Origin of the sequence: Variovorax sp. PAMC26660 (assembly GCF_014302995.1) — a bacterium.
Classification (GTDB): domain Bacteria; phylum Pseudomonadota; class Gammaproteobacteria; order Burkholderiales; family Burkholderiaceae_C; genus Variovorax.
On record NZ_CP060295.1, the window covers coordinates 4,243,440 to 4,257,059 of the forward strand.

At 67.4% G+C, this 13,620-nt stretch carries 8 protein-coding genes; 5 read left to right on the plus strand and 3 right to left on the minus strand.

From position 1 onward, the window contains the following. Positions 1-342: 342 nt before the first annotated feature. Positions 343-3,186 carry a phosphoenolpyruvate carboxylase gene (gene ppc, locus H7F35_RS19875; protein ID WP_187108314.1) on the minus strand — a complete coding sequence of 948 codons (2,844 nt, stop codon included), beginning with the start codon at positions 3,184-3,186 and terminating at the stop codon, positions 343-345. A gap of 83 nt (positions 3,187-3,269) precedes the next feature. Between ppc and hemC the strand changes: the two genes are divergently transcribed. From hemC to H7F35_RS19895, 4 genes are read left to right on the plus strand one after another with little or no spacing between them, the layout of a single operon-like run. Further along, positions 3,270-4,196: a hydroxymethylbilane synthase gene (hemC, locus tag H7F35_RS19880; RefSeq protein WP_187108315.1), complete on the plus strand. Its 927-nt coding sequence runs from the start codon at positions 3,270-3,272 to the stop codon at positions 4,194-4,196. Positions 4,197-4,212: 16 nt separating this feature from the next. Beyond that, positions 4,213-4,995, plus strand: coding sequence for a uroporphyrinogen-III synthase (locus H7F35_RS19885; protein ID WP_187108316.1), 783 nt, complete (start codon positions 4,213-4,215; stop codon positions 4,993-4,995). Further along, a complete protein-coding gene (locus H7F35_RS19890) occupies positions 4,992-6,086 on the plus strand; it encodes a uroporphyrinogen-III C-methyltransferase (protein WP_187108317.1) in 1,095 nt (364 codons plus the stop codon). Before H7F35_RS19885 ends, H7F35_RS19890 begins: the two co-directional genes overlap by 4 nt. A gap of 7 nt (positions 6,087-6,093) precedes the next feature. Then, complete coding sequence (locus H7F35_RS19895; RefSeq protein WP_187108318.1) at positions 6,094-7,377, plus strand: heme biosynthesis protein HemY; 1,284 nt, start codon at positions 6,094-6,096, stop codon at positions 7,375-7,377. Positions 7,378-7,405: 28 nt separating this feature from the next. On the opposite strand, the gene H7F35_RS19900 is transcribed toward H7F35_RS19895, so the two are convergent. After that, a complete protein-coding gene (locus H7F35_RS19900; protein ID WP_187108319.1) occupies positions 7,406-8,971 on the minus strand; it encodes an MFS transporter in 1,566 nt (521 codons plus the stop codon). Between the two features lie 107 nt (positions 8,972-9,078). On the opposite strand from H7F35_RS19900, the gene H7F35_RS19905 reads away from it, so the two are divergent. Next, the gene (locus H7F35_RS19905) at positions 9,079-9,957 is read left to right on the plus strand and encodes a LysR family transcriptional regulator (protein ID WP_187108320.1); all 879 of its coding nucleotides are present in this window, start codon (positions 9,079-9,081) and stop codon (positions 9,955-9,957) included. 65 nt (positions 9,958-10,022) lie between these two features. Here H7F35_RS19905 and H7F35_RS19910 read toward each other — a convergent pair whose 3' ends face one another. Continuing rightward, on the minus strand, positions 10,023-13,274 hold the full coding sequence (locus tag H7F35_RS19910) for an Rne/Rng family ribonuclease (RefSeq protein ID WP_187108321.1): 3,252 nt from the start codon (positions 13,272-13,274) through the stop codon (positions 10,023-10,025). Positions 13,275-13,620: the final 346 nt, after the last annotated feature.

The following is a 13,620-nucleotide window of genomic DNA, read 5'->3' on the forward strand; positions in this document are numbered from 1 at the left end:
CAGGCCATCGTGACGATGCGGCCGGCAGCGAGTGCACGCACCCGTTGCATGTGGCTTCGCACGGAGAACCATCGCCCGTGAGCGCGCGCGCAGTGGCGCATGTGGGAAGCCAACGCTTCGAAGTCGCTGCTGACGAAATCGACTTGCGAATGGGATAGGGACTGCGGGACTGACATTGCAACGGGCTCCTGTTTGACGACTTCGAGCTGCCGCGCGATTGCGAGAACTGTGAACGTTCTCCGACCGTACTCTTTTAATTGACCTTACAGGTTCCTGTTTGCCGACTGTTCACGTAGGAAAGGGCGCACAAGGCGCCCTTTGTCTTTGGTAGCCTGCACCTAATCAACCGGTGTTGCGCAAGCCCGCGGCCACTCCGTTGATCGAGATGTGAATGCCGCGCTGCAGCCGCTCGCCGCCATCACCCGCGCGATAACGCCGCATCAGCTCGACCTGCAGGTGATGCAGCGGATCGATGTACGGAAAGCGATGCCGCACCGAGCGTTGCATCTCGGCGTTGCCTTCGAGCCGCTGCTTCGCGCCGGTGATGAGCGTGAGCGCGTCCGACGTGCGGTGCCATTCGGCCTCGATCATCGAGAACACCTTCTGGCGCAGCTTGCGATCGGTCACCAGCTCGGCATAGCGCGAGGCCAGCGCGAGGTCGCTCTTGGCCAGCACCATGTCCATGTTCGACAGCAGCGTGCGAAAGAAAGGCCATTGCTCATACATGCGTTGCAGCAGTGCCTGGCGTTCCTTCTTGCCCGCGGCATTGCCTGCAGCGGCGAGGAACTGTTCCACGCCCGAGCCGAAGCCGAACCAGCCCGGAATCGTGAGCCGGCACTGGCCCCAGCTGAAGCTCCACGGCACTGCGCGCAGGTCGTCGATCTTGTGGCTCGGGTTGCGCGATGCGGGGCGTGAGCCGATGTTGAGTTCGGCGATCTCGCGGATCGGCGTGGCGCTGAAGAAGTACTCGCCGAAGCCGGGTGTCTCGTAGACCAGCTTGCGGTATGTGGCCATGCTGGCGCTGGAGAGTTCGCCCGCGGCCGAGACGAAGGTGGCGGGCGCCGGCTTGCCCTGCGGCAGCAGCGTGGCTTCGAGCGTGGCGGCCACCAGCGTTTCGAGGTTGCGCCGGCCGATCTCGCGGTTGGCGTACTTGGAGCCGATCACCTCGCCTTGTTCGGTCAGGCGGATCTGGCCGCGCACCGTGCCGGGTGGCTGCGCCAGGATGGCCTGGTAGCTCGGGCCGCCGCCGCGTCCCACCGTGCCGCCACGGCCGTGGAACATGCGCAGGCGGATCGGGTTGGCCTTCTTCTTGTTGAGTTCGTCGAACAGCGACACCAGCGCGATGCCCGCGCGGTACAGCTCCCAGTTGCTGGTGAAGATGCCGCCGTCCTTGTTGCTGTCGCTGTAGCCGAGCATCACGTCCTGTTCAGCGCCGGAGCGTTCGATCAGTGCCTGGATGTTCGGCAGCGCATAGAAGGCGCGCACGATGGGTGCGGCGTTGCGCAGGTCTTCGATGGTCTCGAACAGCGGCACCACGATCAGGTCGCAGGTGGCGTTGCCATTCATCGCGCCACGCAGCAGGCCCACTTCCTTTTGCAGCAGCAGGGCTTCGAGCAGGTCGCTCACCGTTTCGGTGTGGCTGATGATGTAGTGGCGAATCGCGGCGGCGCCGTAGCGTGCGCGCGAGGCGCGGGCGGCCGCGAAGATCGCGAGTTCGCTTTTCGCGAGCGGCGAGTAGTCGGCATCGGGCACGCGCAGCGGACGGGCGTCGTCGAGCAGCTTCAGCAGCAGCGTCTGCTTGGCTTCTTCGGCCAGCGAGGCGTACGAAGGCTCGATGCGCGCGATGGCCAGCAGCTCGGCGATCACGGCCTCGTGCTTGTCGGAACTCTGGCGCAGGTCGACTGTGGCGAGGTGGAAGCCGAAGACTTCGACCGCACGGATCAGCGGGCGCAGGCGCGGTGCTGCGAGCACGCTGCCGTGCTTCTCGTCGAGCGACTCTTCCACGGTGCGCAGGTCGACAAGGAATTCCTCGGCGTTGGCATACGGGTTCTGCGGCGCGACCGCATGGCGCGCGGCCTCGCCGCCGGTGAGTTCGCGCAGCGTGGCTGCCAGTCGCGCATACACGCCGGTGAGGGCGCGGCGGTAGGGCTCGTCCTTGCGGTGCTCGTTGGTGTCGGGCGAGCGCTCGGCCAGCGCCTGCATCTCGACCGACACATCGACCAGCGTGGCCGAGAGCGACAGCTCGCCGCCCAGGTAGTGCACTTCGGTGAGGTAGTGGCGCAGCGCGAGTTCGGATTGGCGGCTGAGCGCGTATTCGAGCGTTTCAGCGGTGACGTTGGGGTTGCCGTCGCGATCGCCGCCGATCCACTGGCCCATGCGCAGGAAGGGCGCGACCGACGGCGTGACGCCGCCCTGGGTCAGCGCGCTTTCGAGGTCGGCATAGACGCGCGGAATCTCGCGCAGGAAGGTGGCTTCGTAGTAGCTCAGCGCGTTTTCGATCTCGTCGGCCACCGTGAGCTTGGAAAAGCGCAAGAGGCGCGTCTGCCAGATCTGCGTGACGCGCGTGCGCATCTGCGTTTCGTTCTCGGCGAACTCGATGGGCGTGAGCGCGTCCTTGCCGCTTGCGTAGGCGCTCTGGCGCAGCTTGATCTCGTCGCGCGTGGTCAGCAGCAGCGCGATGGCGCGCTCGGCATCGAGGATGCTCTTGCGCTGCACTTCGGTCGGGTGCGCGGTGAGCACGGGCGACACGTAGCTGTGGGCCAGCGAGGCCACGATCTCGTCGGGCTTGACGCCGGCCTTGCGGATGCGGGCCAGGGCGGTCTGCAGGTCGCCGTCGGCATGAACGCCTTCGCGCTCGGCCTCGGTGCGGCGGCGGATCTGGTGGCGGTCTTCCGCCAGATTGGCCAGGTGGCTGAAGTAGGTGAAGGCGCGGATCACGCGCACCGTTTCGGCGGCGCTCAGGCCCTTGAGCAGGTTCTTGAGCGCGCGGTCGGCCGCGTGGTCGGCGTCGCGCCGGAACGCCACCGACAGGGTCCGGATCTTTTCAACCAACGCATAGGTCTCGTCTCCTTCCTGTTCCCGGATCACGTCGCCGAGGATCCGGCCCAATAGCCGGATGTCGTCGATCAGCGGCTGGTCTTCGGCCTGGCGGCGCTTGGGAGGAGCAGGGGTCTTGCTGGCTTTCATTCGATGTTGTTCCTGGGACTTGAATGGATGCGCCGACTGCGTTGCTGCGGCGCAACATGCTAGCATTCCGGCGGTCTGGAAACATGTACTTTTTGGGAACGGTCTTGAGCAATATCGTCATCGCCACGCGCGAAAGTCGCCTGGCCTTGTGGCAAGCCGAACACGTGCAGGCACTTCTGCAAGAACGGGGCCACACGGTCAGCCTGCTGGGCCTCACGACCACCGGCGACCAGATCCTCGACCGCTCGCTCAGCAAGGTCGGCGGCAAGGGCCTCTTCGTCAAGGAACTCGAACTCGCACTGGAAGAAGGGCGCGCCGACATCGCGGTCCATTCGCTCAAGGACGTGCCGATGGACCTGCCCGAGGGCTTTGCGCTGGCCTGCGTGCTGGAGCGCGAAGACCCGCGCGATGCGCTGGTGTCGCCGCGCTATGCCTCGCTCGACGAATTGCCGCAGGGCGCGGTGGTCGGCACTTCCAGCCTGCGCCGCGTGGTGCTGCTGCGCGCGCTGCGGCCCGACCTGCGCATCGAACCACTGCGCGGCAACCTCGACACCCGCCTGCGCAAGCTCGACGAAGGGCAGTACGACGCGATCGTGCTCGCCGCAGCCGGGCTCAAGCGCCTGGGCCTTGAAAGCCGCATCCGCGTGGCCTTCGATCCCGACACCATGCTGCCGGCCGCAGGGCAGGGCGCATTGGGCATCGAGGTGCGCGCGGACCGCGACGAGCTGATCGAGCTGCTGGGCTCGCTCACCCACCGGGGCGACTGGCTGTCGACCGCCGCTGAACGCGCCGTGAGCCGCGCGATGGGTGGCAGTTGCTCGATGCCGCTGGCGGCGCATGCGCGTTGGCAGGCCGATGGCGCACTGCGCGTCGATGCGGCGTGGGGCGATCCGGAGGGCAATGCGCCGCTGGTGAAGGTCCACGTGCTTGCTTCGGCCGACGACTTCGTCCAGGCCGATGCACTCGGCGGCCGGGCCGCTGCCCTGCTGCGTGACGCGGGCGCCCACTGAAATCCGTGGTCATCGTATGACCGCGCGCCCCGTCATCGTCACGCGCCCGGCGCGCGAGGCGGTGCAATGGGTCGACGAATTTCGCGCCGCCGGCATCGATGCGGTGGCGTTGCCGCTGATCGTGATTGCGCCGGTGGCCGATGTCGAGCCCCTGCACACGGCGTGGCAACAGCTCGCAAGCTATGCGGCGCTGATGTTCGTGAGCGCCACGGCCGTCGAGAATTTCTTCCTGCACCAAGGGCCCGATGCGGCGACCGAGATGATCGCGGGCCGCCGCTTCTGGGCCACCGGCCCGGGCACCACGCGCGCCTTGCTGCGTGCCGGTGTGCCACCGCAAGCCATCGACGCACCGCCGCCCGAGGCCACGCGCTTCGACTCCGAGGCGCTGTGGGAGCGGGCACAGACCCAGGTGTCGACGGGCACGCGCGTGCTGATCGTGCGCGGCGGTGACGAAGCGGGCCAGCCGACCGGCCGCGATTGGCTCGCCCATGAAATCGATACCGCTGGTGGCCTGCGTGACACCGTGGTGGCCTACCGTCGCCTGCCACCGTCGTTCGACAGCAAGGCACGGCAACTCGCCATCGACGGCGCCGAGGGCCGTGCGATCTGGCTCTTCAGCAGCTCGGAAGCGATCGGCAATCTTCAGCGCGCGATGCCCGATGCCGACTGGCATGCCGCAAGCGCGGTGGTCACCCATGCACGCATCGGCGAAGCCGCGCGCGCCGCGGGTTTCGGGGCGTTGCGTGTATGCACACCCTTGCGGGAAGCGCTGATCGCGTCGATAGAATCCCTCGCATGAGCGCCGCGTCCCCGTCCGACGACCTTTCTTCCCCATCCGCCGTTGCGGCACCGGTGCCTGCCCCGCTGGCGCCGCACCAGACGCCTGCCGCGCAAGCCGCTGCTGCGGTCCTGTTGTCACGCATCGGATTCGGCCTGCTGGCTCTTGTGACCGTGTTCACCCTGATCGCAACCATCGCGCTGTGGCAGAAGGTCAGCGGCATGAAGGAACAGCTGGCACGGCAAAGCGCCGATGCCATCGCCCAATCGATGGAAGCGCGCGCGCTGGCACGCCAGGCCAGCGACACCGTGCGCGATTCGGCGGCCCGCGTGGCCCTGATCGAAACCCGCGTGGCCGAAGTCGCGCTGCAGCGTTCGCAGCTCGAAGAACTGATCCAGAGCCTCTCGCGCTCGCGGGATGAAAACCTCGTCATCGATATCGAGTCGGCTGTGCGCCTTGCCTTGCAACAGGCACAAGTCACCGGCAGCGTCGAGCCCTTGCTCGCAGCGCTCAAGGCGGGCGACCTGCGCATCTCGCGTGCCGCGCAGCCGCGGCTTGCGCCACTGCAGCGCGCCATGCAGCGCGACGCCGACCGGCTGCGCAGCAGTGCCAGCACCGACAACGCCGAAGCCCTGCAAAGGCTCGACGAACTGATGCGCAGCGTGGACGACCTGCCCACGCTCAACGCCGTGGCCGTGCGCGGCACCGGCCTCAATGCCTGGCAGGCCGAGCCAATTCCTGCCGATGCGCCGTGGTGGCGCCGCGTGCTGCTGACGGTGCGCGGCGAGGCCCGCTCGCTGGTCCGCGTCGGCCGCATCCAGAGCCCCGAAGCCGTGCTGCTGGCGCCCGAACAGTCTTACTTCTTGCGCGAGAACCTCAAGCTCAAGCTGCTCAATGCGCGCCTGTCGCTGCTGTCGCGCCAGGTGGATGCCACGCGCACCGAACTGGCCCAGGTGGCCGCGTCGCTCAACCGCTATTTCGATCCCGCGTCGCGTCGCACGCAAGCCGCCGCCACGCTGCTGCAGCAGTTGCAGCAGCAGGTGAAGACCACCGAGCCTGCGCGCATCGACGACACGATCGCTGCATTGGCCACCGCCGCAGCAGGACGTTGATCCGCCCATGCGCGCTGCAATCTGGCTCCTAGCGCTCTTCGCCGTCGCCGCGGCCGTCGCCCTGTTCGCGGGCAACAACCAGGGCACGATCACCGTGTTTTGGCCGCCGTGGCGCGTCGACCTGTCGCTGAACCTCGTGCTCGTGATCCTGCTGGCGACCTTCGTGTTGCTGCACGTCGCGTTGCGCGCCCTGGCCGCGCTCTTCTCGCTGCCGACGCAGGCGCGCCACTGGCGGCTTCAGCAGAAAGAACGCACGCTGCATGCCGCCTTGCTCGACGCGATGGTGCAACTGATTTCGGGGCGCTTCTCGCGGGCACGCAAGGCTGCACAGGCCGCGCTGACGCAAGAAAAGACGTTGTCTGCACTCGGCGCGAGCCTGCCGCAGGCGCAACAGGTGCGCGTGCTGGCGCATCTGCTGGCGGCCGAGAGCGCGCAGGCCCTGCAGGACAAGCCGGCACGCGACGCCCATCTGCAGCAAGCCCTGAACGAGAGCGCCGACCGCACCGTGCTGTCGAGCCCCGAGACGCGCGAAGGCGTGCAACTGCGCGCCGCGCGCTGGGCGCTCGAAGATCGCGACGCGCCCGCCGCGCTCGCACGGCTCGAAGAATTGCCGCAGGGCGTGCAGCGGCGAACGCTGGCCTTGCGCCTGCGTCTGAAGGCCGCCCGCCTGGACCGACGCACCGTCGAAGCCCTTGAAACCGCGCGCCTGCTGGCCAAGCACCGCGCGTTCTCCGAAGCGGCGGCGCAGAGCATCGTGCGCGGTCTGGCGACCGAGCTGCTGTCGGGCGCGCACGATCCGGCGCAACTGCTGCGCGCCTGGTCCGAACTGGATGCCAACGAACGCGGCATGCCGGAAGTGGCAATCCATGCGGCGCAGCGCATGGTCGCGTTGCGCGGCGACCTGGCGCTGGCGCGCGGCTGGCTGCTGCCGGCATGGGAGCGCATGGTCGCGAACCCGCGGGCTCTGGGCGATGCGCTGCGCGTCAAGCTGGCGCGTGCGCTCGAAGCAGGGCTCGACTCGGTCGATGCCGACTGGCTGGCCCGCATCGAAAGCGCGCAACGCAACAACCCGCGCGACCCGAACCTGCAGTACCTCGCGGGCATGGCCTGCATGAAGCGGCAGTTGTGGGGCAAGGCCCAGCAACTGCTCACGCAGGCCGGACTGGGGTTGCAGGACACCGATCTTTATCGGCGCGCCTGGCTCGCCCTGGCGCAACTGGCCGAAGCCCGCGAAGACGCGGAGCAGGCTGCCGAGGCGTGGAAGCGCGCGGCGCAGATCGAAAACACCTGAGCGTTTTCTGTCTGTGTGCCTCCTGGGGTCAGGAGCACATGGACTCTTCGGTCTTCAAGCCCGATGCTCGCGCCGAGGGCTTGCCATTGCCGAAGATCAGCAGGCTGATGCCGGCCAACACCCACACGCCGATGCCGCCGTAGAGCATCACCAGCCCGAAGCTCTGCACGAGCGCCGCGTGAACCGCAGTGCCCGATGGGTCGGCTTGCGACAGCGCCGGAAAGTCCTGCGTGAGCGCGTTGAAACTGCCGGCCGCGATCTTCTCTGCCACGGCGCGCAACTGCGGCGCATCGAGGGATGCGGACAAAGTGTTCCGCAGGTACGAATGGATGCCTTCCAGCAGGATGAATCCCATCAGCGCGATGTTGATGGCCAGCGTGATCAGCCGTGCGCTCATGTCCATGCCCGAGGCCATGCCCGCGCGGGCGCTCGACACCGAGCCAGTTGTGGTGTTGGTGACGGGCGTGTTGGTCAGGCCCAGCCCGATGCCGGCCAGCAGGCAGCCGGGCAGCAGCGTGAGCCAGCTCGCGTGTTCGACGCCGCTGCCGTAGCGCATCGCCATGAAGCCCAGCCCGATCACGAACAGGCCCGAGGGAATGACCAGGCCGGGCCGGTAGCGCAGCGACAGGCGCTCGGCCAGCGGCGGCAGGACGAGCGTCGGCAGTGTGTACGCCAGCAGGGCCGAACCGGCGGTGACCGCGTCGTAGCCCAGGCCGCTCTGGAAGTAGATCGGCAGGTAGATCATGAACGGCCAGAAGCTGAAGTTCATGCCGATGGAGCCGATGATCGATCCCGAGAAATTGCGGATGCGGAACACGGAGAAATCGAACATCGGGTGCGGGTTGATCTTCTCGACCCACAGGAACACGGCAAAGCTGGCCACTGTGGCGACAAGGATGCCGATGGCCGCGGGGCTCGCGAAGCCCAGGCCCGGCCCCTGCGTGATGAAGTACGTCAGGCCGAACACAGCGAGCGACAGCGTGACGATGCCCGGCAGGTCCAGCTTTTTCGCGTCAGGGTCGCTCGACTCTTCCACGCTGCCCAGCACGAGCGCCAGCGCCACGACGGCCAGCGGCACGTGAACCAGGAAGACCCATTGCCAGCTTGACAGCGCGACGATCGCGCCGCCGATGATCGGCCCGAACCCCAGGCCCATGCCGAAGACCACGCCCCAGATGGCGAAGGCCTTGCTGCGCTCCTTGCCTTCCTGGAACTGGTGCGACAGCACCGCGAGCTGGCAGATCAGCATGGCGCCGCCGGCCAGGCCCTGCAGGAAGCGGCTGACGATCAGCACGGGCGCGCTTTGCGCGAGGCCGCACACCAGCGAGGTGAGGCCGAACAGCACCACGCCGACGATCAGCACGCGCTTGCGGCCGTAGCGGTCGGCCACGGTGCCGGCGGCCATCAGCACCGTGGTGCAGGCCAGGGTGTAGGCGTTCATGATCCACTGCATGTCGCTGAAGTTGCCGTGCAGTGCTTTTTCGAGCGTGGGAAGAATGACCGGCACGCTGGAGATTTCCAGGCCGAACATCAGGGCAATCAGGCAGATCGCGGACAGTGCGATCCGGTTCTTGCCGGCGTGAGAGAGAGACATCGAGCAGCTTTCCGAAAGAGATGCGGCTGATTCTGGTGAAACCCTCTTCATGATGGAAATGATTTAATTTCCTAGAATTCATTAAGAACCATCATTTATCTATCGCCATGGATTTCGACCCCACGCTGTTGCGCGCCTTCGTGGCCGTCAAGGAAACCGGCGGCTTCACGCGTGCAGCAGAGCGCCTGCACCTGACCCAGTCCGCCATCAGCCACCAGATCCGCAAGCTCGAAGAGCAGGTGGGCCGGCCGCTGCTGCATCGCACGACGCGCCGCCTCACGGTGACGGAAGACGGCGAAGACTTCCTGCGCTACGCGCAGCAGATCCTCGACGCGCTCGACGCCATGACCCGGCGCTTCCAGCCGTCGCCGATCTCGGGTTCGGTGCGTTTCGGCGTGCCGGACAACTTCATGGGTGACCGCCTTCCGCCGCTGCTCTCGCAGTTCGCGCGCGGATTCCCGGCGGTGCGGATGGAGGTCTGCGTGAGCATGCACATCGACCTGCGCGCGGCGATCCGGGCCGGCGACCTCGACCTTGCGGTGGTGATGTCGCCACCCGATTGCGTGGAGGGCACGCGCCTGCGGCGCACGCAACTGGTCTGGGCCGCAGCCGAGACCTTCGAGGCGCCGAAGGGCGCGTCGTTGCCGTTGGCCTTCTTTCCGAAGCCTTGCGTCAATCGGGAGGTGGCCGGTTCGGCGCTGGACGCCGCGTCGGTCGACTGGCACGTGGTCTTCACTTCGGCCAGCACGCAGGGCATTCGCGCGGCGGTGCTCGCGGGGCTTGCCGTGACGGTGCTCACGCGCGAGGAAGTGGAGCCGGGCATGAAGATCGTCGATGGGCGCTACGGCCTGCCGCCCTTGCCCAGTGTCGACTTCTCGCTGATCTGGAGCGAGGGCGGCAGGACGCCCTGTGCCTGCCGGTTCGGGCAACTGATCCTGGAGATGCCGGATCTGCCCTCGCCTGACGCTCGGCCTGTTCCGGCGTGACAACGCCGACCCCATAAAAAAACGGCGCCAGAGGCGCCGTTTTCATTTGCGGTTGAGCAGGGGGCTCAGAGCGTGCGCTGTGGCTGCGCGTCGCCGGCAGTCTGCTCGAACGGCAGCGACATCGAGGCGAGGTCACGGCGGGTTTCGACCAGCACCAGCGGGCCTTCGTCGAGCGTGATCACCGGTGGGCGTTCGCGCGGCACGTGGACCGGCTTCGGCTCGGCGGCGATCGCGGCACGTGCTTGCGCGATGCGATCGGCATCCGAGTTGACCCACTGCAGGCCCGAGCTTTCGGCGATCTGTGCGAGTTCGCTCAGCGGCAGTTCGAAGGACTGCACCTTGGGCAGTGCGCGACCGTTGGCGGCAGGCGCTGCAGCTTGGGCCACGACGGGTACTGCGACAGCCGACACCGGCGCGGGGCGCTGCTCGGCGCGGGCCTGCTGGGGAGCGGGCTCGCGAACTTCCGGTGCTGCAGCAACGGCAGTCGCTTCGGCGCGTTCCGACACCAGTGGCAGTTGCTGCTGCTGGCGGGACACCGGGGCTTCTTGCACATCGCTGGCTGCGACGGCTTCTGCTGCCGAGCCTTCTGCAACCTGAGCAGCGGCCGTGTTGGCTTCGCTTTCGTCGCGCGGGCCACGTTCGCGGCGGTCGCGGCCGTAGCGGTCACGCGAACGACCACGGCGCTCGTCGCCGTCGCGGCGCGGTGCCTGCTCGTTGTTGCCGGTGGCGGCATCGCTGCCTTGGTCGGCATCGCTTGCTGCTGCTTCTGCCACGCGGGTGTTGTCGGCTTCGCCGGCGACCTGCGGGGCGTCGTTGCGGCGCTCGCGGCGGCCGTCGTTGCGGTCATTGCGATCACCGCGCGGTGCGCGTTGCTCGTCGCGGCCGTTGCGGGGTTGGCGCTCGCCTTGGGCTGCGTCGTCGCCGGCGGTGGCTTCGCTGCGGGGCTGCTGTGCGTCGGTATTGCGGTCGCCGCGTTCGTTGCGGTCACCGCCACGTTCGCCACGATCACTGCGCTCGCCACGTTCACGGCGTTCGCCGCGGGCGCGCGGTGCGCGTTCCGCTGCATTGCCTTCTTCGCCTGCGACGGCGCCCGGCGCCAGTTGCTGGGCTTCGAGGTTGACGTTGCCGTCGAGTGCCTCGGCCGGTGCATTGCGACCTTCGCCTTCGCGACGCTCACCACGACCGCCACGGCGTTGTTCGCCGTCGCGCGGTGCGCGTGCTTCACGGGGCTCACGGGGTTCACGCTGCTCGCGCGGTTCGCGTTGTTCACGCGCCGGGTTGGCGGCGTCGTTACGCACTTCGGTGCTGCGACCTTCACGGCCTTCGCCACCGCGACCTTCACGGCGCTCGCCGCCACGGCCACCACGGCGTTCGCCGTCGCGACCGCCGGAGCGGCCGCCTTCGCCACGGCCTTCGCCGCGACCTTCACCACCGCGGCCGCCACGGCGTTGTTCGCCGTCACGTGCGCCGCCGCGTGCTTCGCCATCGCGGCCAGGACGGCCATCGCGACGGGGCTTCGGTGCCTCGACCGGAATCACGGCCGGTGCCGGCGCCGGAGCGGGGGCCGACGTACCGCCGAACAGGTTCTTGATCCAGCCGAAGAAGCCGCTCTGCGCCGGGACGGGCGCGCTCACCACGGGCGGAGCGACCGGTGCCGGTGCTGCAGCGACAGGCGCGCGCACGGCTTCGGGCTTGGGCTGCACCACGGGTGCGGGTGCATCGGGCAGCACGCCCTTGATGACCGGCGTCTGCTTGTTGGTGGGCTCTTGCGAACGGCGCGTGACGGCGGTCGGATCTTCGATCTCGTCGGCCATCTTGTAGCTGGCTTCGATGTGGTCGAGGCGCGGATCGTCGTGCTTGAGGCGTTCGAGCTTGTAGTTCGGCGTTTCGAGCGTCTTGTTGGGCACCATCAGCACGGTGACGCGCTGCTTGAGCTCGATCTTGGCGATTTCAGGGCGCTTTTCGTTCAGCAGGAACGAGGCCACTTCGACCGGCACCTGGACGTGCACGGCGGCCGTGTTGTCCTTGAGGCACTCTTCCTGAATGATGCGCAGGATCTGCAGCGCGCTGGATTCGGTGTCGCGGATGTGGCCCGAGCCGCCGCAACGGGGGCAGGGGATCGACGAGCCTTCCGACAGCGCGGGCTTCAGGCGCTGGCGGCTCATTTCCATCAGGCCGAACTTGCTGATCGAGCCGAACTGCACGCGGGCGCGGTCCTGGCGCAGTGCGTCGCGCAGGCGGCTTTCGACTTCGCGGCGGTTCTTCGACTCGTCCATGTCGATGAAGTCGATGACGATCAGGCCGCCCAGGTCGCGCAGGCGCATCTGGCGGGCCACTTCGTCGGCGGCTTCGAGGTTGGTGCGGGTGGCGGTCTCTTCGATGTCGCCGCCCTTGATGGCGCGGGCCGAGTTCACGTCGACCGACACCAGTGCTTCGGTGTGGTCGATCACGATGGCGCCGCCCGAGGGCAGCTGCACGGTGCGGGCGTAGGCCGATTCGATCTGGTGCTCGATCTGGAAGCGGCTGAACAGCGCCGCGTCGTCGCGGTAGCGCTTCACGCGGGCGGCATGCTCGGGCATGACGTGCGCCATGAACTGCTGCGCCTGGTCGTAGATGTCGTCGGTGTCGATCAGGATGTCGCCGATGTCGTGATTGAAGTAATCACGGATGGCGCGAATGACGAGCGACGATTCTTGATAGATCAGGAAGGCGCCCTTGCCGCCCTTGCCCGCGCCGTCGATGGCGGTCCAGAGCTTGAGCAGGTAGTTCAGGTCCCACTGGAGTTCGGGCGCGGTGCGGCCGATGCCGGCGGTGCGCGCGATGATGCTCATGCCCTTCGGGTACTCGAGCTGGTCCATCGCCTCCTTGAGTTCGGCGCGGTCGTCGCCCTCGATGCGGCGCGAAACGCCACCGCCACGGGGGTTGTTCGGCATCAGCACGACATAGCGGCCGGCCAGCGAGATGAAGGTGGTGAGGGCCGCGCCCTTGTTGCCGCGTTCTTCTTTTTCGACCTGAACGGTCAGTTCCTGGCCTTCGCGGATCGCGTCCTGGATGCGGGCCTGGCTGGCCGACACGCCTTCGGCGAAATACTGCTTGGAGATTTCCTTGAACGGCAGGAAGCCGTGGCGGTCTTCGCCGTAGTCGACGAAACAGGCTTCGAGGCTGGGCTCGACGCGGGTCACGACCGCTTTGTAGATGTTGCCCTTGCGCTGTTCGCGCCCTTCGATCTCGATTTCGTAGTCGAGGAGCTTTTGCCCGTCGACGATGGCCAGGCGCCGCTCTTCTGGCTGCGTGGCATTGATCAGCATCCGCTTCATGATGCGTTGTCCTTATATGTATCGTTCTGCAGCCCGTGAAGGGCCAACGATGCACGGACGACGCCCGCGAAACCAGGGGAATTGCCGCTTGGCCCCGGATGCTGTGACTGCCGCGCCAGGCGCGGACAGGCCTCTTGAGCGTCAGCTCAAGAAGACAGCCGGGGTGGGGGCGCGTGGATGGGCGCGAGCCAGATTCGGTGTTGAGTAGCTATCTTTTTGATAGCCGGTTGCGCAAGGGTGGCGCGCGCTACGGACGATTCAATGCCTGAGGCCACCGGCATCAGCCAGCGCAAGCACATTTGAATCAGCAGCATCAACACAACAAGGGACTCGCTTCGATCCGCCG

Coding starts and splice junctions, on each gene's coding strand:
- H7F35_RS19890 (WP_187108317.1), top strand. CDS start 4,992: ATGAGCGCCGCGTCCCCGTCCGACGACCTTTCTTCCCCATCCGCCGTT.
- H7F35_RS19885 (WP_187108316.1), top strand. CDS start 4,213: ATGACCGCGCGCCCCGTCATCGTCACGCGCCCGGCGCGCGAGGCGGTG.
- H7F35_RS19905 (WP_187108320.1), top strand. CDS start 9,079: ATGGATTTCGACCCCACGCTGTTGCGCGCCTTCGTGGCCGTCAAGGAA.
- H7F35_RS19910 (WP_187108321.1), bottom strand. CDS start 13,274: ATGAAGCGGATGCTGATCAATGCCACGCAGCCAGAAGAGCGGCGCCTG.
- ppc (WP_187108314.1), bottom strand. CDS start 3,186: ATGAAAGCCAGCAAGACCCCTGCTCCTCCCAAGCGCCGCCAGGCCGAA.
- H7F35_RS19900 (WP_187108319.1), bottom strand. CDS start 8,971: ATGTCTCTCTCTCACGCCGGCAAGAACCGGATCGCACTGTCCGCGATC.
- hemC (WP_187108315.1), top strand. CDS start 3,270: ATGTACTTTTTGGGAACGGTCTTGAGCAATATCGTCATCGCCACGCGC.
- H7F35_RS19895 (WP_187108318.1), top strand. CDS start 6,094: ATGCGCGCTGCAATCTGGCTCCTAGCGCTCTTCGCCGTCGCCGCGGCC.